General features: G+C 45.1%; 23 protein-coding genes. 9 read left to right on the top strand and 14 right to left on the bottom strand.

Features of this window, described 5'->3' with window-relative positions:
- Position 1 precedes the first annotated feature (1 nt).
- From B9T20_RS04365 to B9T20_RS04345, 5 genes are all read left to right on the top strand, one after another.
- The gene (locus B9T20_RS04365; protein ID WP_094489976.1) at positions 2 to 598 is read left to right on the top strand and encodes a YiiX/YebB-like N1pC/P60 family cysteine hydrolase; all 597 of its coding nucleotides are present in this window, start codon (positions 2 to 4) and stop codon (positions 596 to 598) included.
- 41 nt (positions 599 to 639) lie between these two features.
- Positions 640 to 1,380, top strand: coding sequence for a MipA/OmpV family protein (locus tag B9T20_RS04360; RefSeq protein WP_094489975.1), 741 nt, complete (start codon positions 640 to 642; stop codon positions 1,378 to 1,380).
- Between the two features lie 143 nt (positions 1,381 to 1,523).
- The gene (locus B9T20_RS04355) at positions 1,524 to 2,909 is read left to right on the top strand and encodes an aspartate aminotransferase family protein (RefSeq protein WP_008315427.1); all 1,386 of its coding nucleotides are present in this window, start codon (positions 1,524 to 1,526) and stop codon (positions 2,907 to 2,909) included.
- Between the two features lie 72 nt (positions 2,910 to 2,981).
- Entirely contained in the window at positions 2,982 to 4,055 is a 1,074-nt protein-coding gene (locus tag B9T20_RS04350; protein ID WP_094489974.1) for a GNAT family N-acetyltransferase, read from the top strand.
- On the top strand, positions 4,052 to 4,909 hold the full coding sequence (locus B9T20_RS04345) for an arginase family protein (protein WP_094489973.1): 858 nt from the start codon (positions 4,052 to 4,054) through the stop codon (positions 4,907 to 4,909). The genes B9T20_RS04350 and B9T20_RS04345 overlap by 4 nt, the downstream gene beginning before the upstream one ends.
- Here the strand turns inward: B9T20_RS04345 and B9T20_RS04340 are convergent.
- From B9T20_RS04340 to B9T20_RS04325, 4 genes are read right to left on the bottom strand one after another with little or no spacing between them, the layout of a single operon-like run.
- Positions 4,906 to 5,319: a multidrug efflux SMR transporter gene (locus B9T20_RS04340; RefSeq protein WP_094489972.1), complete on the bottom strand. Its 414-nt coding sequence runs from the start codon at positions 5,317 to 5,319 to the stop codon at positions 4,906 to 4,908. The two genes, B9T20_RS04345 and B9T20_RS04340, sit on opposite strands and share 4 nt — an antisense overlap.
- Positions 5,319 to 5,678: an EamA family transporter gene (locus B9T20_RS04335; protein ID WP_094489971.1), complete on the bottom strand. Its 360-nt coding sequence runs from the start codon at positions 5,676 to 5,678 to the stop codon at positions 5,319 to 5,321. The genes B9T20_RS04340 and B9T20_RS04335 overlap by 1 nt, the downstream gene beginning before the upstream one ends.
- Positions 5,675 to 6,502 (bottom strand): carboxylesterase, encoded by an 828-nt coding sequence (locus B9T20_RS04330; RefSeq protein WP_094489970.1) that lies wholly within the window; start codon positions 6,500 to 6,502, stop codon positions 5,675 to 5,677. Before B9T20_RS04330 ends, B9T20_RS04335 begins: the two co-directional genes overlap by 4 nt.
- Positions 6,503 to 6,546: 44 nt before the next feature.
- Positions 6,547 to 7,200, bottom strand: coding sequence for an MtnX-like HAD-IB family phosphatase (locus B9T20_RS04325; RefSeq protein WP_094489969.1), 654 nt, complete (start codon positions 7,198 to 7,200; stop codon positions 6,547 to 6,549).
- Between the two features lie 167 nt (positions 7,201 to 7,367).
- Between B9T20_RS04325 and B9T20_RS04320 the strand changes: the two genes are divergently transcribed.
- Positions 7,368 to 8,048 carry a winged helix-turn-helix domain-containing protein gene (locus B9T20_RS04320; RefSeq protein WP_094489968.1) on the top strand — a complete coding sequence of 227 codons (681 nt, stop codon included), beginning with the start codon at positions 7,368 to 7,370 and terminating at the stop codon, positions 8,046 to 8,048.
- A gap of 18 nt (positions 8,049 to 8,066) precedes the next feature.
- Complete coding sequence (locus tag B9T20_RS04315; RefSeq protein ID WP_094489967.1) at positions 8,067 to 9,404, top strand: ATP-binding protein; 1,338 nt, start codon at positions 8,067 to 8,069, stop codon at positions 9,402 to 9,404.
- Here B9T20_RS04315 and B9T20_RS04310 read toward each other — a convergent pair.
- The 6 genes from B9T20_RS04310 to B9T20_RS04285 all read right to left on the bottom strand — a co-directional run bounded on the left by B9T20_RS04310 (position 9,390) and on the right by B9T20_RS04285 (position 17,619).
- Positions 9,390 to 10,199, bottom strand: a complete 810-nt coding sequence (locus B9T20_RS04310; protein WP_094489966.1) for a hypothetical protein — start codon at positions 10,197 to 10,199, stop codon at positions 9,390 to 9,392. The two genes, B9T20_RS04315 and B9T20_RS04310, sit on opposite strands and share 15 nt — an antisense overlap.
- Positions 10,200 to 10,251: 52 nt before the next feature.
- Positions 10,252 to 11,703, bottom strand: a complete 1,452-nt coding sequence (locus tag B9T20_RS04305; protein WP_094490060.1) for a tetratricopeptide repeat protein — start codon at positions 11,701 to 11,703, stop codon at positions 10,252 to 10,254.
- An 83-nt stretch (positions 11,704 to 11,786) separates the two neighbouring features.
- A complete protein-coding gene (ade, locus tag B9T20_RS04300) occupies positions 11,787 to 13,529 on the bottom strand; it encodes an adenine deaminase (RefSeq protein ID WP_094489965.1) in 1,743 nt (580 codons plus the stop codon).
- A 10-nt stretch (positions 13,530 to 13,539) separates the two neighbouring features.
- Complete coding sequence (locus tag B9T20_RS04295) at positions 13,540 to 15,342, bottom strand: adenine deaminase C-terminal domain-containing protein (RefSeq protein WP_094489964.1); 1,803 nt, start codon at positions 15,340 to 15,342, stop codon at positions 13,540 to 13,542.
- A gap of 23 nt (positions 15,343 to 15,365) precedes the next feature.
- Positions 15,366 to 16,667, bottom strand: a complete 1,302-nt coding sequence (locus tag B9T20_RS04290; protein WP_094489963.1) for an NCS2 family permease — start codon at positions 16,665 to 16,667, stop codon at positions 15,366 to 15,368.
- A 334-nt stretch (positions 16,668 to 17,001) separates the two neighbouring features.
- On the bottom strand, positions 17,002 to 17,619 hold the full coding sequence (locus B9T20_RS04285) for a LysE family translocator (protein WP_094489962.1): 618 nt from the start codon (positions 17,617 to 17,619) through the stop codon (positions 17,002 to 17,004).
- Between the two features lie 124 nt (positions 17,620 to 17,743).
- Here B9T20_RS04285 and B9T20_RS04280 point away from each other — a divergent pair, with 124 nt between their 5' ends.
- Complete coding sequence (locus B9T20_RS04280) at positions 17,744 to 18,211, top strand: Lrp/AsnC family transcriptional regulator (protein ID WP_008315449.1); 468 nt, start codon at positions 17,744 to 17,746, stop codon at positions 18,209 to 18,211.
- A 43-nt stretch (positions 18,212 to 18,254) separates the two neighbouring features.
- Here B9T20_RS04280 and ftsH read toward each other — a convergent pair whose 3' ends face one another.
- The 4 genes from ftsH to B9T20_RS04260 form a co-directional block, all read right to left on the bottom strand.
- Positions 18,255 to 20,102 carry an ATP-dependent zinc metalloprotease FtsH gene (ftsH, locus tag B9T20_RS04275; protein ID WP_233491573.1) on the bottom strand — a complete coding sequence of 616 codons (1,848 nt, stop codon included), beginning with the start codon at positions 20,100 to 20,102 and terminating at the stop codon, positions 18,255 to 18,257.
- Positions 20,103 to 20,267: 165 nt separating this feature from the next.
- Positions 20,268 to 20,903: a 23S rRNA (uridine(2552)-2'-O)-methyltransferase RlmE gene (rlmE, locus tag B9T20_RS04270; protein ID WP_008315452.1), complete on the bottom strand. Its 636-nt coding sequence runs from the start codon at positions 20,901 to 20,903 to the stop codon at positions 20,268 to 20,270.
- 11 nt (positions 20,904 to 20,914) lie between these two features.
- Complete coding sequence (locus B9T20_RS04265) at positions 20,915 to 21,625, bottom strand: pseudouridine synthase (protein WP_094489960.1); 711 nt, start codon at positions 21,623 to 21,625, stop codon at positions 20,915 to 20,917.
- Positions 21,625 to 21,888 (bottom strand): hypothetical protein, encoded by a 264-nt coding sequence (locus B9T20_RS04260; protein WP_018122737.1) that lies wholly within the window; start codon positions 21,886 to 21,888, stop codon positions 21,625 to 21,627. Before B9T20_RS04260 ends, B9T20_RS04265 begins: the two co-directional genes overlap by 1 nt.
- Here B9T20_RS04260 and B9T20_RS04255 point away from each other — a divergent pair.
- Positions 21,887 to 22,189 carry a YhbY family RNA-binding protein gene (locus B9T20_RS04255; protein WP_094489959.1) on the top strand — a complete coding sequence of 101 codons (303 nt, stop codon included), beginning with the start codon at positions 21,887 to 21,889 and terminating at the stop codon, positions 22,187 to 22,189. The two genes, B9T20_RS04260 and B9T20_RS04255, sit on opposite strands and share 2 nt — an antisense overlap.
- Positions 22,190 to 22,215 lie beyond the last annotated feature (26 nt).

Raw genomic sequence — 22,215 nt, 5'->3', positions numbered from 1 at the left:
GATGATCATTGCATCATGGATTAAAATCAGTGTTGTGAGCCTCACAGCACTTTTTTTATGCCCAAGCGTCAGTGCGAAAACACTTGCCCTTGGGGACATTGTGCTGCGCACCGGTAATCATGTTGATAGCCTGATCATCCAAAAATTAAGTGGCGGTAGGTTTTCTCACATCGGCATCATCACCGATCTTGAGCCGATCATGGTCACACATTCCACCACCGATGATGATCCGCTGCATCCTAATCAAGTGATCACAACGCCACTGACAGATTTTTTGGCCACGCACATGGCCAAAGATTATGTGATCGTGCGCCCTGCCTTTTTATCCATCTCTGAACGTGCGCAATTAAGCAAACACATTAAAGATCAAATCGGCGCACCCTATGTTCTAAAAGCACGCACCGAAGAGAATCTCTATTGCACCACGCTCATTGAGCAACCCTTAATCAGCCTAAAACCTGAGCTCAAGCTCACTTGGCAATCAATTGATGTTGGGCCTTTTCAAGGGCAGTATCTGTTTCCCGATGCTTTTTTGCAGCTGCCAAACATGATGATTGTCGATGAGTTTAGCGAAGAGAGAGAAAATTCAGTACAATAACCATAACCCATCATTTTCATCACTTTAATGGAATAATGATTATGTTACTTTCTCGTTTATGCACAATTGCGCTCATTGGCAGCATCGGCAGCGTTGCCCTTGCAGATTCATTTAAACTGGGGGTCTTAGGCGAAATTGACCGTTCCCCCTATAAAGGCATCGATCATGACAACAGCGTACAGCCTTACATCAACTATGAAAGTCCTGTGTTCTACATCGATGGTTTAGAAGCGGGCGTTTACATTCTCCATTCAGACACGCAGCAATTGACGCTCGGTGCACTCTATGATCAAACGGGCTTTAAGCCAAAAGACAGCGATGATTGGCGCATCAAACAGCTCAATCGCCGCAAAGAGAGCGTGATGGCCACCCTTGATTACACATTGATCACAGATTTTGGCGGCTTTGGCGCAACCCTTAACACGGATCTGCTTGGGCGCAATAAAGGCACCACATTTGCCATCAATTATTCAGCGGCATTGACCATGCAAGACTTAACTGTAATGCCTGTGATTGGCCTTGAGTGGCACAACAAGCGTTACAACAACTATTACTACGGCATCAATCACAGTGAATCAATGCGTTCTGGCTTGCCTGAATACACCAGCAAACAAGGTGTCAATCCCTATTTAGAGCTCAACTTAAGCTATCAAGTGACGCCGAAATGGGAAATCATGGCCACCGGCCGCTATGATCATTTACATAAAAACATTCGCCACAGTCCAATGGTGGATAAAAGCGATTTATACTCATTTCAACTGGGCATTGCCTATGAGTTTTAACTCAATTTTGGGCTCATGTTACAAAAGTCACACACAATCATAATACACAAACCGCATCAGATTTCTGATAATGGTGCGGTTTTTAGAACAACAATTGGCAACAATAACAACATTTCATTCATTGACAACATGGAGCTTTGCACATGGAAAAACATTCTATCGATGAACAACAATTACTGAAAGATGAAGCTAAATATTGCTCATTTGGTGACACCGTTCACTATGTCAATCCCCCAAAAATCTTCACAGATTGTAACGGCAGCTATTTATATGATGCCAATGACGTTCAATACCTTGACCTTCAAATGTGGTATTCCGCCGTTAACTTTGGCTATAAAAACGAACGTTTAGACAATGTGTTAAAACACCAAATCGATACATTGCCACAAATGGCCAGCCAATATTTGCACCCAACGAAAATCGAATTGGCCAAAGCCATTGCCACCGATATGGAACGCAAATTTGGTAAAGAAGGCCGCGTACACTTTAACGTGGGCGGCTCTCAATGTATTGAAGATTCCTTAAAATTGGTGCGCAACGCCACAAATGGTAAAAGCTTAATGTTTGCCTTTGAAGGCGGCTATCACGGCCGTACATTGGGCGCTTCTTCCATCACATCGAGCTATCGTTATCGCCGCCGCTATGGTCACTTTGGTGAACGTGCACAATTCATCCCATTCCCTTATCCATTCCGTCGCCCGAAAGGCATGACGGCAGAAGAGTATGGCGAACATTGTGTGAATGATTTTGCGCGCCTCTTTGAAACAGAATACAACGGCGTTTGGGACCCTAAAGTTAAAGAAGCAGAATATGCTGCATTTTACGTTGAAGCCATTCAAGGCACCGGCGGTTATGTGATTCCACCACGCAACTTCTTTAAAGGCTTGAAAAAAGTCTTGGATCAATACGGCATTTTATTGGTGGTGGATGAAATTCAAATGGGCTTTTACCGCACAGGTAAATTATGGGCAATCGAGCACTTTGATGTGACGCCAGATGTATTGGTATTTGCCAAAGCCTTAACCAATGGTTTAAATCCACTGGGCGGCTTATGGGCACGCGAAGAACTCATCAACCCAGATGTTTTCCCTCCAGGCTCCACTCACTCAACCTTTGCCTCTAACCCACTTGGCACTGCTCTTGGTTTAGAAGTGATGAAAATGACCCAAGAAACTGACTATGAAACCATGGTGATGAAGAAAGGGGAGCATTTCTTAGAAGGTTTGCGTGATCTTCAAAAACGTCACAAAGAGATTGGTGATGTCGATGGCTTAGGTTTAGCGCTTCGTGCAGAAATCTGTACAGAAGATGGCTTTACACCAAACAAACCATTGTTAGATAAAATGGTGGACATTGGTTTAGCCGGTGATTTAGATTGGAATGGCAAAAAAATGGGCTTAGTGCTCGATGTGGGCGGTTACTATAAAAACGTCATCACCTTAGCGCCATCCCTTCACATTTCAACTGAAGAGATTGATCAAGGTTTAGCCTTATTAGATCAATTATTAACACGCGCTAAAAATAGCTAATCATTGACGCGTTTCAGATGGATCATAAGTCACTTATGATCCATTTGCATTGTAGAACCATCAACAAGGGGGATGACAGTGCAGTACCTCACACAATTAGAACCTGATTCACTCATCAGAGCCTTTGAGCAATCTCCGCCCTACCATTTTGTGGTGCAAACGGACGTGCCCAATGTGCCTGCCTTTCGCGCACCCTTTAATCTATTGACCACGCTTGAGGCCGATGCCCTTGAAAAAATTGCGCGCCTGCCACTCCAAAAGCTGATCCACCGCGCACTGACGTGGCAAACCACGTTTATTGGCACCACAGTGTCTGAGTATTGCTTAATCAATGATGACGATGCCACACAAACCGCTCGTGCCATTCGTGCTGCGTATGGTCAAAAAACCGCACTCACCATTGTCAAAGACATTCCGAATCAATCGCCCTTATTGAGTGATGAGGCCAATCAAAAAGCCGCTGAATTAAAAGCCGCATTGATGGCAGAAAATTTCATCACACTCTCTGGCCAAGCCTTAGCATGGGTGCCGATTGATTTTAAAAACTCAGAAGAATACATCGCGCGCCTCTCTAAATCCCGCAGAAAAGACATGCGCCGCAAACTCAAAAGTTTGGCGGACATTGAGATCCGTCAAATCAAAACAGGCGATGCCATCTTTCAAGAAGACGCCATTCTCAATGAATATTATGATCTGTATCTCAATGTTTTTAATCAAAGCGAGATCCATTTTGATCAATTGAGCCGTGAATTTTTCAAAACCATTTTGCAAGATGATCAAAGTGGCGGCCTCATTTTCACCTATCATCACAAGGATCAATTGATTGGTTACAACATCTGTTATGTGCTCAATCAGCGCTTGGTGGATAAATATGTGGGCTTTGTTTATCCCGCTGCCCGTGAACACAATCTGTATTATCTCAGTTGGTTTTATAATTTAGATTATGCAGCAAAGCATCAATTGACCCATTACATTGCAGGTTGGACCGATCCGCAGATCAAAGCGTATCTTGGGGCGAAATTCACCTTCACAGAACATGCTGTGTACATTAAAAATCCCATGTTGCGTGCCATTTTGAGCCGCCTGAGCCGCTATTTTGAGAGTGATCAAAAAACCTTAGATCAACTCAATCAGGAGAATGCATGAAAACACCTTTGATTCTCGACTTTGATCACAGCGTATCGTTAGATCAAGCCACAACAATTGATTTATCCAACTGGCAAGAAGCCATCCGCTTTGGCTCAAGCCTGAAAACATATCAACAATTGAATCACTATTTAACACGCATTTTGCCATCCCATTATGGCACGGTGTTTATGGGCAGCGGGGATTATCATCACATCAGCACACTGCTGATTGAGCGCATGCCCGCTGATGAGCCATTTGATGTGGTGATCTTTGACAATCATCCTGATAACATGCGCTTTCCCTTTGGTATTCATTGTGGCTCATGGGTGGCGCACATTGCCAAATTGCCGCAAGTTCATCACATTCATGTGCTTGGCATCACATCAAATGACATTGGCCTTGCCCACTCGTGGGAAAATCATCTGCGCCCACTGTATGGTAATAAACTCACTTATTGGTCCATGAAGGTCAATACGCACTGGGCAACTGTAATGGGGCTTAAACATGCCTTTCGATCCTTTGATACGAGTGATGATTTGATCGCAGCGTTTTTACAAACCCAAACACACAGTGCGCGCCCTGTTTATCTCTCCATTGATAAAGATGCTTTAAGTGATCAAGTGGTGCAAACAAATTGGGATCAAGGGATTTTAGAAGCGCGCCACATCATGGCGGTGATTGATGCCATCAAGCCCCGCTTAATCGGATCGGATGTCACGGGCGATGTTTCTGAATACACTTATCAAACCGGTTGGAAACGCTTCTTAAGCCGTTTAGATCAACAAGCGCCCATTGCGTTAGAAAAATTAACTGCCTGGCAAGCAACCCAAAATGCCTTTAACCAAAGCATTTTAGATCGCTTAATGCCTTAATTGGCAGAGGCTTTTGCTTTTTCAGCGGCCTCTAGCGCCATTGCCTGTTTTTCGGCAAAGGCCAAACAGATGATGCCCACCACAATCAATAAAGCGCCTAAAAAGCGCCCAAAGGTGATGTGATCATTAAAGAGCCAAATGGAGACAATCATCACCGTCACCACTTCCATATGAGCTGCGGCAAATGCCGGCCCAACCGGCGCATGGCGAAGTAGAGTCATCCATGCCAAAAAGGTGACAATGTAACCAAAAATCGCCACATACACCCAAACATTCGTAAAGACACGCACCACCCAATCCATGCTCATGGCTAAGGGTTCTGCGGCCGTTGCCGCCAATTTAAAACTCGTTTGCCCCAATGTGTCAAAAATCAACAAAATGCCAAAACCAATCAAATAGAATTTTTTCATTAAAAGATCCCCACAATGGCTACGCCCGCTGTGATAAAGGCAATGCCAATCACACGCAGCGCAATCAGTTTTTCATTGAACAATAAGCGCCCTGCAATCATGATGGTAATGATGTTCATCGCCGCAAGCAGCACGCCTTTTGACAATGGCACCAAGGTTAAAAATGCCAACCACAAAAAGAACTCAATAATATAAGCAATGACACCAATCCACAGCCACTTTTGACGCAATAATCCTTGCCAATAGCTCGCCATGGTGTCATTTTTCGTCTCGATGGTTGCAGCATATTTAAAAGCAATCTGCCCTAACGTATCAAAGGCAACATTTGCGATCCATAAAACAAAGATCAATCCGGTCATAGTTCTCCTTGCACCACTCGTTCCACAAAGTCCACTGAATGCTCAATCACCACTTTGCGCTCTCGATCAATGGTGATGAGGTGATAACTGTCATCAAGCGGGATAAATACCGTTGGGCCGCTGACATTTTTTTCAATCACGCGGGCATTGGTATTGATGTTGGCAATGTCATCATTGCTTGAATGCATAATGAGGCATGGCGCCGTAACTTTAGCAAGATTTTTACGCACATCTCTGGCAAGCCACTGCATTTCTGCCAATGCAGGATACGGATTGCTCGCTAAACCTGCCGATGCCGCATCACCGCCTAACATACTGTCGGAAACCACTTTACGGATTTTTTCATCTTTTAAACCGTAAGGCGGCTCTTCAAAAAAGGCTTTGTCCTGACAAATGCCCAATTTTTTAAACCATGTTAAAAGGAAAAATAGGTGCTTGGCATAAAATGGCAAACTCCAGCCGTCGTAACGAAACGTGGTGGCATAGGCCATCACGCCTTTGACCAAATCAGGGCGCATTTCTGCCAATTTTAATGATAAAACAGCACCCATAGATAAACCGGCCACAAAGAAGTGATCCACTTCTTGATTCAAACGCTCTGCGGCCGCTTCAACACTTTGATACCAATCTTGCCATGTGGTTTGACACAAATCGGCCTCTGTGCCGCAATGGCCAGCCAGCTGCATTGCATACACCGTAAAGCCCGCTTTATTGAGTCCTTTGGCAATGATGCGCATTTCATTGGGCGTTCCCGTTAATCCATGAATCAATAAAACGCCAATCTTGCGATCACCTTCGAGCATAAAGCTCACATCTTCAATCATACTTCTACTCTCTTTTCTCTTTATCTATTTGTATTGATGTTCAATCATTTTAGCAGCGGTGCGACATGGGGCAAAATGTCTGCAAACTCAACAATGGCATGATGCGCCAATCCATGTTTATCGCAATAATGGATGAGTTTACCTTTGGCATAGATAAAATCGATCACATGGGAGACACAAAAGTCGGATGTGCCATCGCCCACATACAACACTTGATCATATGTTTGATACAAAATGTCCGCTTGATGACATTTACAGTTGCCGCTCTGTTTTTTACAAAATGTGGTGGCGTAAGGGAATTCTAAGTGCCAAGATTCATCCCCATCATACACCAAGTGATTGGCCATAATCGGTACATTGGTAATGCCGTGGCGTTTTAAAATGTACTCAATGGCATAATCTAAACCATCACTGACAATCGCAACCGGCACATTAGCCTTTGCCATCGCATTTAAAAAATCCACAAATGTGGGATCAATCTCGATGGTATCTAAACAAGCATTGAGGGCAGCTTCATCGGCTTTTAATAAAGCAATTTGTCCTTGCATGCACTCAAGTGAGCCAATCATGCCCGCTTCCCACGCATCTTCTAGCGCATCGCAGCCATCTTGCCCAAAATATTCGATCAATGTGTCGGTGACATCTTTGAGGCTAATGGTGCCATCAAAGTCACACAAAAAAATACTGCTGATTGTCACAAATAATGGTCCTATTGAATAATAATTGTGCTGTATTATCCTAAAAAATCAGCCGGCTGTTGTGATTGTTCTGTGTAGTTTGTGTAACCATTGATCCCTTAAAGGGCGAATTTGATGTGCTATACTCAATGGATAACACGACGATAAATCATCGCAAGAGAAACATTATGTCCAAACATATCCTCATTATTGAAGATGATACACGGCTTGCTGCTTTGACCAGCGAGTACTTACAAATGCATGGCTTTACAGTCACGTGCCACGCGCGCGGTGACACCGCACAAGCCACCATTTTAAATTTATCCCCTGACTTGGTGATTTTAGATGTATTGCTGCCAGGTAAATCAGGCTTTGACATCTGCCGCGACATTCGCCCTTTTTACACAAAGCCCATCTTAATTTTAACCGCCAGCGAAGATAACATTGATGAAATCATTGGCCTTGAACTTGGCGCCGATGACTATTTAACCAAACCCGTTGAGCCCCGCCGCTTATTGGCGCGCATTCGAGTGTTATTGCGCCGCCAAGCGCCCAATCATCCGCAACGTTTAGTGTTTGGTGATTTAACCATCGATGGCAACAATCGCACCGTACAATTAAAAGAGAATGAGTTAGATTTCACCACCGCAGAATTTGATCTATTGTGGTTACTCGCCAGCCACGCCGGCACCATTTTAACGCGCGATGATTTACTCAATGATTTACGCGGCATCACTTTTGATGGCGATGATCGCTCCATTGATGCAAAAATCTCCCGCGTGCGCAAAAAGCTTCAAGAAGATCCTGACAATCCCACATGGATCAAAACCGTGCGCGGAAAAGGTTACCTTTTTACCCTAGACAATTAACCATTTCATAAGGATCGCATGGGCAAATCACAACAATATTCTCAGCAGCCATCCCTCACATCACGCATCATTTTGTATTTGCTCATCATGCTTGTGGCACAAAGCGTGATCGTCTATGGTGCTCTCCATATTTTTGTGGCACTGCCGCCTGAATGGACAGGGCTCAGTGAGGATTATGAATTTTATCAAAAAATGTTGGGTGAAAGCGCTCGATTACTGGCCGAGCAATTCACCGGTGATGCGGCACATGATCAAGCCGTCGTCGATACCATTGCCAGCCGCTTTAACTTTAATGTGGAGATTTTGCCAACAGATACAGCGCTGCCTGCGGAGATTTTAGCCCAGTTTAATGGGGACAATTTAGCCTATGATGATCGCTTAAATACGCTCTATCTTCGTTACGGCCCCAATGCACAATTGCTGCAAATCGGCCCCCTTGCCAATAATGACATTTTAGATGCCGACACTTCTGCCCTGCTCATTTTTATTTTGGTCTGTTCTGTGGTCAGCGCCTTGATCTTTGTCTGTTTGTTGTTCATGGCGCTGCTGCCATTATGGCGCGATGCCATGCGTCTACGGGCAACTGCTGCTCAGCTCACCATTGGCGATCTCTCTGCCAGAGCACCCAAAGCACACAGTTGGCTCTTTAAAACCTTAACCGAGGTGGTCAACACCATGGCAGATCGCTTAGATCAGCAGGTGCGCAACAGTAAAATCATTTTCCATGCCATGGCGCATGAACTGCGTACGCCGATTGCGCGCCTGCGTTTTGGCCTCACCATGATGGCAGAATCCGAGAGCAAAGAGAGCTTTAACCGTCAATTGCCGGGCATTCATCATGATTTAGAGGAGCTTGAAGCCCTCATCAATACGAGCCTCAACTTTTTTAAAATGCAGCAGCAAGATGTGTTACCGAAAAAACAATCGGTGGACATTGTCACATGGGCGCATCAACTGTGCGATGCCTTAATCCCCATGAAGCCAAGCCATGTACAAGTGACGCTTGCCATTGAAGATGTGTCCTTTATGCTCGACACGAAATTGGCCACATTAGCGGTCAATAATTTACTGCTCAATGCCTTTAAATACACATCAAGCCGCGTGAAACTCGCCATCTTCACGGTGGACGATGAATTACACATCGCCGTCAGTGATGATGGTGCAGGCATCCCAAAAGAGGCTTATGATGAGATTTTTCGCCCATTTTCCCGTTTAGACAACAGCCGCACACGAGAAACCGGCGGCCATGGCCTTGGGCTTGCCTATGTGGAACTCATTGCCAAATCCCATCAAGGCACCATTAAAGTCAGTGACAGCGAATGGGGCGGCGCAAAGCTCACCTTAATTTTGCGCTGATTGTTTTAAATAGAGCTCAGCCCATGCATGCGCCGTATCGTTCCATTCAGGTTGGATGCTGCTTAAATGTGCCTGCGCGGCCGCTAAATCACCTTCTGCTTGATAATGTTTACCTAAATTCAATTGTGCCTGCCCAAAGCACCATGCTTGATCCTCAAGGGCAATGGCCTGCCAATGGCGCACAGCTTCTGCCATCTGATCCTTTGATTTTGCCAAATCTGCCAAATAGAGTTGAGCCCAAGCAAAGGATTCGGCATCATCGTTTCGATCAATCGCGCGCCAATATTGTTCTGCTTTTTCCAAATTGCCGCGCTGCTCTTCTAACTCACTTAAATGGAAAAGCGCTTTGGCATAACAATTGCGATCCCACGCGGCATCAATTGATTGCCAATGGTGAATCGCCTCAGCCTCATGACCGCGATCAAGTGCAAGCTCGCCTAAATTGAGCTGTGCGCGAGCATAACAAGTGGCATCCCATTCAAGGGCAATCGTTTGCCAATAATATTCTGCACCCTCTAAATCGCCCGCAGATTCGGCCAAATCCCCAAGATAAAGCTGAGCCACCGCATAAATGGGTAAACTCCAACTCATCTCGATCATGCACCAGGCCACAAAGGCAGATTCTGCATCATGAGCTTTCGCATGCGCCATGCCAAGCAACATGTAACGGCGTGCAGAATCAAAGGGAAATTCAGTCTCTAAATCACTCAATAGTGCAATGGCATCAAGATATTTCTCTTCATGCAATAAAGCTTCAGCGCTGTTTAAACGTTGATCAACGGTGAAATTTTGCATTTCTCTCTCCTTAAATATTGACGATGATTTTACGTAATTTTAAGCCCAAGCCCTAATGATCACGCAAAAACACATAATATGGATAACAATACCATGCATCATCCTCAAGATCACATTGCATGAGTTTGGCAAAATAGATGCCCTTTTCTGCATCAAAATGATCCCCATATTCTTGATCTAAATAGAAAGACAACAACTCATGCTTAACAGTGACATCGTCTGATGTTGCAACCCCTTCCTGCAAATGTAGCGCTTGTTTCAGATCTTGCGCCACGCCTTCACCATTAATGTAATATCTTGATAAGCGCATCATAGCTCGTGGATACCGCCCAGCGGCGGCTTTTTTCAAAAACATCAATCCTTGTTGCTGCATGGTGGGATCATCAATCATTAAAGCGTCAATCGCCACATTGTATTGCCACTCTGGGGACTGAATGCGTTCATACAGCGCATGTGCTTTGTCTGCATTTTGCGACACAATTGTGCCCATTTCATATAATCCGCCTAAATGATAAAGGGCGGGATCATGATTGAGATTCGCTGCCTTCTCCACAATGCCCAACATTTGCTGCTGCATTGCCACATCATTTTGACTGAAGACATAACCACTCAATGCTTCATACGTTTTCATCAATGCTGAAGGATCACTGCTGTTCACTATATTGGCTAAATGCGCAGCCAACAATGCTTGATGTTTCGGGGCAACGCTTCGGATTGTGCCATTGATCGTAGTGGTTTCTGTCAATAAACGCTCTAATGCATCAACATTACCCGCTTCGGCTGCCCGCTCAAGCCACGTATAAAAACGCCCCTCATCCATCTCACTGCCATCATTTAAAGGATTGAGGTAATACCAATCCGGGCTCCATGCAAAGAGTGCCATTAAGCGATCAATTGCAGGGGCGCCGCCCATTTTAGCGGAGGATTCGAACAAAGTATCAGCTTGATGCATATCCTTTGACACAATTTTCCCTTCTGCATAAATGATGCCAAGCATGCGCTCGGCATTATAGTTCCCAGCCTGTGCCGCTTGTGTTAAGGCAGTGATCATAGCATCAGCCGCTTCTTTAGAAAGCTGAGTCTCCCCGTTAAAATATTGCACGCGCGCCCACTCATACACCGCTTGTGTCGAGCCTAAAGCCATCGCGGCTTGTAGTGCTGCCATGCCCGCTTGATATGCGTCATCCATGCCTTCGGCTTGCTGAAAGTGTGCATGTGCCAAACCCATCCACCCTTCTGCATTGTTTTGCTGAGCCGCGACACTGAACCACTGCTCCCCTGCCCGATAATCCGCATGACTGCACAATGTATCGGCGTCACACTCCACATATTCACGAGGCGTATTATCTGCAAGGCACTGCCCATAACGCACTTGATCGGCTGCATTGCCAGCATCAGCCGCAGCTTTAAGACTTGCACACTCAGTCAGTGCGACGGCCGAGGCATATCCACCCAACACAAGCGTGATCGACAACATTAAACCACTGATTTTAAATAATTTCATGACTTTAATTCCGATAAAAATGACCATTGATTATCCATGAAATCAATGGTCACCGATAGCGCTTTTGATGGATTTTTTTGCACCTAAACAGATGTGGACACATCCACAAGCTCAAAGGCTTTAACATCAAACAAGCCATTGACGGTGAGTTTAATTTCCGGAATCACCGGCAGCGTCATAAAGACAAGCGTCATCAAAGGATGAAATGCATCCGGCAATGCAAACCGCTCACGCGCTGTATGAATCAGATGATCGATGATGCGTGCAACTTCTTCGGCACTTTGATGCGTCATCAAGCCACCAATCGGCAAAGGTAAATGCGCCAACACTTCCCCATTTTGTACTAAAGAAAAACCGCCGCCCATCGCTTCGATGTCTTTAACCGCACACAGCATATCCGCATCATTGTCCCCAACCACCACAATATTATGGGAATCATGTGCCACAGAAATGGCAATCGCCCCATTTTTGAGCCCATAACCGGACAAAATGCCAAGGCCAATATTGCCGGTGGCATGATGGCGCTCGATCACAGCCAATTTATTGAGCCCAGGATTGAGATCAGCTTGAAAATGCCCGGCTGCATCGCGTGCAACCGTCAATGTGAGATTTTTGGTCACCACACTTTTAGGAATCACGCCGATGGCACGCACTTGATCACTCGTTAAGGGCAACGTAAAATCTGTCTCACAAATGGGGGCAATGTTGATGGTATTGAGCACCTCTTCACAATGATATTCTGGCAACTCCACTAACATTTTGCCATCGCGCGCCACTTCTTGCCCCATTGAAAACACATGGCGCGGCGCAAATTCTGTCAGGTTATTGACGATCAATAAATCGGCATCTTTGCCCGGTGCAATCGCCCCTTTATCATATAAACGGAAACATTCTGCGCCATTGAGGGTCGCCATCGTCACCGCCAATAAAGGATCGACCCCATATTCCACCGCTAAACGCAGACTTTTATTGATGTGGCCTGTGGTTAAAATATCATCAGGCTCACGGTCATCGGTACAAAAAACGCAGCGGCGCGCATTGTTTGGCGTCACAGCAGGCAATAGATTCAACAAATCCTTACACGTTGAGCCTTCACGCAACAAAATGTATTGCCCCATGGTTAAGCGCTTTAACATGCCTTCTGTGTCTGAACACTCATGATCGGTCATGATGCCCGCTGCCACATAAGCGGTTAAATCCAATCCCTTCATGCCGGGACTGTGACCATCAATCACACGATTGTGACGCTTTGCCATCATGATTTTGTTCATCATTTTATCCTCATGGTGCGTGACGCTTGGATAATCCATCACTTCACCTAAACCTAAAATGCCTTCATCGGCAAAAAGTGGTTCAAGATCTTCTGCTTCTAACACAGCGCCTGCTGATTCAAAAGGCGTTGCCGGCACACAAGATGGCAGCTGAATTTTTACATGCAGCGGTAAATGGCGACTGGCATCGAGCATATATTGAATGCCCTTCACACCACAAACATTGGCAATTTCATGTGGATCGGCAATGATGGTTGTGGTGCCAAACGGTAAAATGGTGCGCGCAAATTGTGCCGGCGTCAATGAGGAAGATTCAATGTGCACATGTCCATCAATGAGCCCTGGCATCACGATGCCACCTTTGGCATCCACAATGTTTTTGGCCTCATACTCATGACCAACGCCCACAATTTTACCGCTGCCAATGGCCACAGGCCCTGCCATCAACACTTGGTTATACACATCCACCACCTGACAATTGATGATGAGCGTATCCACCGGTAAACGGCCAGCGGCCATGTCAATCACAGCATTGAGATTCTCTTTATCCAACATATTCTCCTCCTTAACCTTTGATGCGACCATGGCTACAGCTGCATTTTAAAACAGGTTCAGTCACCGCTTGGGCTGCAAAGTCAATGACGCCCAAATCTGTAATGGCAAAATCTGGAATCGCCGTAATTTGTAAACAACACATGTAAAAGAGCGGATCCGGTAAATTGCAACCCAATTGACGGGCGAGCATGAGGAGTTTTTCTTCCTCTTTGGCCATCGCTTCAGGTTCTAAATCTGAGACAATGCCCGCAATCGGCAAGGGCAAAAACCCTAAAATTTCGCCATCTTTCACGATCACTTGCCCGCCGCCATTTTTCGCCAAATGGTTCACGGCCAATGCCATGTCTTCGCTGTTTGTACCGATGCACACCACATTATTGTCATCAGGCGCACATGAACTTGCCATCGCACCCGCCTTTAATTGCCAACCTGTGACAAAACCCACTGCAGGTTTCACATTTGTGATGCCAAAGCGCTCAATCACCGTGGCATATAATATATCTTGCTCAATGTCTGGCAGGACGATACCATTTTCGACATTCAATTCCACATCGCGGGCTTTACGCACAAAGGGCACATCAAAATCCACAGCGAGCGATAAAGCATGTACGCGTTCACTCTCAAGTTCTGTGCGCACACACATGTCAGCAGCTTGAACAGGTTGCATCTTCATTGTGTTCAATAAGAGAGGGCTACGCACGGGCGGCGTTAATGTTTTGCTCATTTTGCCATCGGCGACCACTGTTTCCCCTTTGGCAATCACGCCATCGATCTCAAATTTCACCAAATCTTCCACCAAGAGAATATCAGCATAGCGCCCCGGGCTAATGGAACCGACTAAATGGTCAATGCGATACGCTTCGGCTGAGTTTAATGTCCCCATTTGAATGGCGGTTAATGGATCAACGCCGCTTTGAATGGCCATGCGGATCAATTTATCCATGTGCCCATTGGCCAAAATTTCTGAAGCCACCACATCATCCGTACAAAAGCTCACGCGGCGCGCCACACGTGGATTTAAATGGGTGACGATCTTCATGTTCTCTTCTAAAAAATGAGAAATGGAGGATTCACGAATGATGACAAACATGCCTTTACGCACTTTTTCCATCATCTCTTCATGGTTATAGCTTTCATGATCAAGACGCACGCCCGCGCATAAGACTGAATTGAGCTTTTCCCCACGATTCATGGGCGCACAACCAAAAATAGGCAAGCGATTGTCACGTGCTAGCTCTAAAGCACGCATCACATCCGGATGCTTATTTTCCACAAATTCGGACACAGTTTCCCAAACGCCATACACTTCTGGCCATTTTTGTACCGTTTCGTGCACTTCTGCCGTCACATTGAACGCCACATTGCTTTGCGGCAATGTATAAGGCGTGAAAAATGGCAAACCCCAAAACACATGCAAAGGCAAAGCATCAATTTCTGCCAAAACCTCTTTGATGCCTTCTAAACCTGTGGTCACCACATATTGATCAAGCCCAGAGACAATGCTCGTGGTTCCATGTGGAACCACCGCTTTAGCAAAACTGGTCATGGATAATTTGCTGCATTCAATGTGCAAATGCCCATCAATTAAGCCTGGCACCAAATATTTACCTTTAGCATCGATGATTTCTGTGGATTGCCCAATGTAAGCATCCACATTGCCAGTGGCAACAATTTGTGTTTTATAAATGGCCACATCCGCGGGATAAATCTCGCTTGATGTGACATTCACCAATAAACCGTTTTTAATGACACGATCTGCGGGGATTTTTGCAGCACCTGCATCAATCATTTCTTGAATGGATTCTTTTCTCATTATGAACTCCTAACAATCAATACTTATAAAAAAATGTAGCGCAACAAAAATAAGAGCGCCATTAAACCGGTACAAACCGTAATGTCTTTGAATTTTCCTGCCACCAATTTCAGCACCACATAGGTGATGAAACCTAAGGCAATGCCTTCTGTGATGGTGAAAGTAAAGGGCATCGCAACAGCTGCGACAAAAGAGGGTGTGGCTTCAGTGAGATCATCCCAGTCAATTTTAGAGAGCTCTGAGATCATCAAAACGCCAATGTAAAGCAATGCCCCTGTGGTGGCATAAAGGGGAATCATCTTCTCAAGGGGTGAAAAAAAGAGGAGCGCCAAAAATAGAATGCCCACTGCAAAAGACATCAAACCTGAGCGACCACCGACCGCAACGCCTGAGGCGCTTTCAATGTATGCTGTCACCGCAGATGTGCCCATGTATGAGCCCACGGCAGAAGCACTGCTGTCAATCAATAGGGATTTTTGTTGATTCGGATAATGTCCTTTGTCATCAGCTAAACCTGCTTTGGTGGTCACGGCAATGAACGTGCCCGATGATTCAAATAGATTGATCAACATGACGGACACAATGACGCCGACCATCGAGAAACTTGCGATCTCTTTAAACGACAATTGCCCGGTAACTGGCGCAATGGACGGCGGCATGCTGACTAAACCATGATAAGAAACCTCAGGATCTACAACTAAAGCAATGGCTGTGATCACCACAAAGGAGATCAATACAGAGGCATACACATTGCGCTGCGCTAAGGCAATCACAATGAGGAAACCTAAAGATCCCAAAATGAATGACAAACTTTTCGGATCACCCAGTGCCACCATCGTGTCAGGATTGGCCACAATGATGTGGGCATTGTGTAGACCAATCAACGTGATCAATAATCCACAACCCACGCTGATGCCAATGCGCAGCGAATGAGGAATGTTTGAAACCATCCAATAACGGATTTTAAAAAGCGACAATAGAAAAAGAGAGACGGCACTTAGGAAAATGAGCGTCATGCCTGTTTGCCAAGTGAGGCCATTTGACCCCACTAATACATAAGCAAAGTAAGCATTGATGCCCATACCGGGTGCAAGCGCAATCGGCAGTTTTGCCACCACACCCATCAACACAGAGGCAATGGCGGTGATTAACACCGTGGTGACAAAAACAGCTTGTGTGTCCATACCGGCGGCGCCCAAGATTTTTGGGTTCACAAACGCGATATAGACCATCGTAATGAAGGTGGTGAAAGCAGCGATGAGTTCCTGCTTGAGGGATGTATTGTGGCGCTTTAGTTCAAAGTATCGCTCAATAAAAGCTAACACGGGTGACTCCTAGATAATAGATGTTGCATCATGTGTGATGCGCGAGAAGGTAACTTAAGTTTGTTTTTCTTATGGGTATGTCTTTAAGTCACCTCCTTCACCTATTTAATCTAGCGTCGCCTAGCGAATGTTAGAAAGGAGGAGGATACAGCGATGCTGATCCCGCGGTCGCGGTATCTTTGGGGGTATCAAAATGCGATAGAACATTTTCTTCCTTGTGCGCTGTATTCAGTGGAAAATAAGTTTCGTATTTTATGCCTCTTTTTTCGAAAGTCAATCATAAAAAAAAGCCACAACCCTGAGAATTGCAGCTTTTTTTTACACACTGAATGCATCAGTTAATGGCAATGAAACCTGCCGCAATTAACAATAAACTCCCTGAAAATCCTTCCACAACTCTGCGGCGCGTATCGCTTGGCGTGCCCTTATTGCCAAGGCTCGCTAAGCTTAAACCAATTAAACTATAAACAACGGCGCAGCTCACAATGAAGATGCCCGCAAGCATTAAGGCTTGCAATGCATAAGGCTCTGAGGATTTAATAAAATTCGGTAAAATCGCCAAATAAATGAGCAAACCTTTCGGATTCAAAAAGCTCGTTAAAAAGCCTTTACGAAAAAGGTGCTGCGTGATTTTGGCATCTTTGGCAATCTCTAAAATCCCGCGCTTCATGGCAGAACGGATCATACATGCCGCTAAATATAGTAAATATGCAACGCCCACCCAACGGATCACATTAAATAAAATCGGGGAGGCTGCCACCAATGCCGCCACGCCAAGGGCACTTAAAATGGCATGCACACAATAACCGGTTAAAATCCCTGCATTGGCAATCATCACCGCGCGCTTCCCTGCCGTTAAACCCTGAGAAGCAATGAATAAAACATCCGGCCCTGGCGTACACACCAAAGGAAAAACCGCGATTCCAAACAACAACACATTATCAAAAGCCATGAGTTCCACCCCAATACAAAACGGCTGCTATTGTAGTCTTTCATTGTTGAAATTTTTGATTGTAGTTATCATCCATCAATGATATTTTGCAATTTTATTTCAAAAATTCATGAAAAATTAGCACATGACACCGATAAAATTAGACAGCATTGATCGCCGCATTTTAAGGGCATTACAAAAGGATGCAAGCTTAGCGAATACTGATCTTGCCAAACTTGTGGGATTGTCGCCTTCCCCATGTTTGCGCCGGGTGAAGTTACTGCAAGAAGCGGGCGTCATCAAGCGCTATGTAGCCATCATTGATGGCGCTAAAGTGGATGCGGGCTTAACCTTATTTTCCCGCGTGTGGTTTAAAGCACAAGATGCCAAAACCATTGACAGCTTTATTGATGCCATTCAAGACATGCCAGAGATCATCGAGTGCCACTTAATGGCCGGTGAATGTGATGCATGGCTTCGCATTGTCACGAAAGATTTGGACAGCTATCGCCATTTTCATGCCAATAAACTCACCACCATCAAAGCCATTTTAAGCGTCAAAACTGATGTGCCGATGGATACCGTCAAACTCACCCACAGTTTGCCCATTTAGTGGCACAAAAAAAGCGCCTTTCGGCGCTTTTTCACTTTTTAGATTAAACGAAATCTAAAGTCGGTGGCGTTGGCTCAGAGGCTGAACCGCCATCATCTTTTGGCTTACTGTTTAATGAAGAATCACTGAGTTCGCGATCATGCATGATGTCATCCACTTGCTGTGCATCGATGGTTTCCACATCTAACAACACATTCGCCATACGGTGTAAGCGCTCAATGTCATCTTCTAACACTTTTTTCGCACGGGCATAGTTTTCGTTCACAATGCGACGCACTTCTTCATCGATCAATAACGCCGTTTCATTGGACATGGTGTCTTGACCTTGCGATGGGCGACCCATCATGCCACCATCACCATCGGGTGCATAAAATAGGAAACCTAACTTGTCAGATAAACCCCATTTTGTCACCATGTTGCGCGCCATGTTGGTGGAGTGCTGAATGTCACTCATGGCACCGGTGGTCACTTTGTCATAACCAAAAATGAGCTCTTCGGCAATGCGGCCGCCAAAGATCATCGCCATTTTGTTGTTGAGCCATTGACGTGAATTACTCACGCTGTCATTTTCTGGCAATGTCCATGTCACACCCAACGCACGGCCGCGTGGAATGATGGTCACTTTATACACAGGATCAGATTTCAAGCGATACGCCACAATGGCATGACCCGCTTCATGATAGGCGGTTAAACGCATTTCATCTGCCGTCATCATCAATGAGCGGCGCTCTGCCCCCATGAAGATTTTATCTTTCGCAGATTCCATGTCATCCATGCCCACATCATTTTTATTTTGACGGGCAGCAAACAAGGCAGCTTCGTTGACTAAGTTCGCTAAATCCGCACCTGAAAAACCGGGTGTCCCTTTAGCTAAACTCAATACATCCACATCAGATGCCAATGGCACTTTACGCAAATGCACTTTTAAAATCGCTTCACGGCCTTTAATGTCAGGCAATGGCACCACCACTTGACGGTCAAAACGACCTGGGCGCAACAATGCAGGATCAAGGACATCTACGCGGTTTGTGGCCGCAATGATGATGATGCCTGAGTTATCGCCAAAACCATCCATTTCCACCAACATTTGGTTCAACGTTTGTTCGCGTTCATCGTGACCGCCACCTAAACCTGAACCACGGTGACGACCAACCGCATCAATCTCATCGATGAAGATAATGCATGGTGCGTGTTTTTTCGCTTGCTCAAACATATCGCGCACACGTGCTGCACCCACGCCCACGAACATCTCCATAAAGTCAGAGCCTGAGATCGTGAAAAATGGTACGCCCGCTTCACCCGCAATGGCTTTGGCCAATAACGTTTTACCGGTACCCGGTGGGCCCACCATCAAAATACCTTTTGGCATTTTACCGCCTAAGCGTTGGAATTTCGTGGGATCACGTAAGAATTCCACCACTTCGCCCACTTCTTGCTTCGCTTCATCGGCGCCCGCAACATCTGAAAAACGGGTTTTAACTTCATCGGCGTTGAGCATCTTCGCTTTAGATTTACCAAAGCTCATCGGGTTTTTACCACCGCCCCCTGATTGACGCATCATGAACATGATGAGGCCAAATAAAATCAATACAGGCAATAAATTCAAGATAATGGAGAGCAAAATTCCGCGTGAACGCATCTCTTTACCCACGATCGTTACATCTTTTGCACGCAACAAATCGATCAACATACCATTATTGGTTTCAGGATTATATGTGGTAAAACGCTGACCGCTGCTGTAGGTACCATTGATTTCCGGTCCTGCAATTGTCACTTCTTTCACACGCCCGTCATCGATGGCATTCAAGAACTCTGAATACGCCATGCCTTGCCCTGGGGTGCTGCCAAAGTTTTGAAACACCAACAATACACCAAGTATTGCGACGATCAAAACAATGATATCTCTTCCGTTATATTTCAAAAGATTAACCTCTTGCTAAGTTAAAAAATTGTGGTTTATGAGAATAAATTTCAAACTGCAACTATACCGAATATCTTGAATTTAGTCACCATCGACACATGAATGGGGCTAAATATATTAAATTCAATGGCTGCGTTACTCTTTGCGGCCTTTAAAACCACGCGCTAATAAATAGATCTCTGAGCTGCGCGCACGTGAAGCTTTTGGCTTACGTGTGAGGACTTTGTCAAAATTCTCACGCAATTGCTTTAAATACTCTTCAAAGCCTTCGCCTTGGAAGATTTTCATTAAGAAATCGCCGCCCGGTTTTAAATGGTGATAAGAGAAGTCAAAGGCTAAATCTAACAAATACATCATGCGTGGCTGATCCACCCCTTTCATGCCGCTTGTGTTTGGCGCCATGTCCGAGATCACCACATCAATTTTACGGCCATCTAATAAAGCTTCTAATTCATGCAATACGCTCTCTTCACGAAAGTCGCCGGTGATGATATCCACGCCTGCCACAGGATTCATTGGCAAAATGTCCAAGGCAAAAACCTTACCATTGTGCCCCACTTTATGCATCGCATATTGTGACCAACTGCCAGGCGCCGCACCTAAATCCACAATCGTCATGCCCGGTTTAAACAAGCGATCTTTCTCATCCATTTCAGAGAGTTTATAGATCGCGCGTGAACGCCAGTTTTCCTTGCGTGCACGTAATACATATTCATCATCATGATGCTCTTTAAGCCATCTTGAACTGCTTGGTGTACGTTTTTTACCCATAATTATTCACTTTAATATTGCAATTGGGCACAATCCCAGAGCATTTTGACCTCGCTGAGTGTCAATGCCCGAAATTGTCCCGGTTGTAAATCATGGCCCAAACGAAGTGGACCATACTCAATGCGTTGAAGCTCTAGCACATAACGATCCACGGCTAGAAACATCTTTTTGACTTGATGAAATTTGCCTTCTGTTAAGGTCACAAAGGCTTCGCTCATCGTTTCACTACTGCTTATAATATCAAGTTTAGCAGGCACACAACAGATCCCACCGATAAACTCAATGCCCTGCATAAATTGTGTCACCATTTGTTCCGTCAAGGTGCCATTGACTTGCACACGATAGCGTTTGGTGACGTGATACTCAGGCAATGGCAAGCGGTAACAAAGCTGTCCATTGTCCGTTAAAATTAATAAACCTTCTGTATTGCGATCAAGGCGACCGATTGGCACCACGCCCTTTGGCAATGGATCACACACCGTTGGATGATTTGCATCTTTCACGGCACACACCACGCCTTTGGCTTTATTCATCAAATAATAGTGATGCGGCTTAATGCATAAAGGCTGCCCATCAATGTGCACCGTGTGCAATAATCCATCAACTTCAATGGCATCATCTAACACACATTGACCATTGATGCTGACTTTGCCGCCTTTAAACAGCTGATGAATGCGCTTTTTAGAAAAACCTTCATCTAATAACAGTTGAAACAATCTCATTAATGTTTCGAGGTTTTATTTTGTTTTAATGTAAAAGAACGCGCCCTGGCCATTAAAAAACCGCCACTGACCAATCCATAAAAAATTAATAGAATGAATTCATCTCGTTTTGATAAAGAAAAGAATGGTAAAATGGCCACCAAGATTATGCCCGCAACCAAAAATGTCACGGCAAGCATTCTTAAGCTTAAGAAAAGCTGTTGGATTTTGTGAGGTTGCGATAAGCTTGCCTCCACTTTTTTTTGACTAGGATCGTTACTCATGACTCAAATGAAATTAACCAAAGAACACATTCACTCTTTAAAAGGTCTTGCTCACTCCATGAAGCCAGTTTTAATCATGGGCGAGAAAGGCGTGACAGAATCATTCTTAGCAGAAGCAGAACGTGCGATAGAATACCATGAATTGATCAAAATTCGTATTGCCGGTGATGATCGCGATGCGAAAAAAGCCATTGCTGCACAAATCACAGAAGCCTTAGGCGCAACGATGATTCAACACGTTGGCAATGTGATCACCTTATTTAAGCGCAATCACGAAGAGCCAAAAATTTTCTTTAAATAAACAATTAACCCCTCACATAGGGGTTA

This window comes from Wohlfahrtiimonas sp. G9077, from assembly GCF_002252155.1.
In the GTDB taxonomy this organism is placed as follows: domain Bacteria; phylum Pseudomonadota; class Gammaproteobacteria; order Cardiobacteriales; family Wohlfahrtiimonadaceae; genus Wohlfahrtiimonas.
Note: the sequence above shows the minus strand (reverse complement) of the source record. Positions and strands in the feature narration are given on the sequence as shown.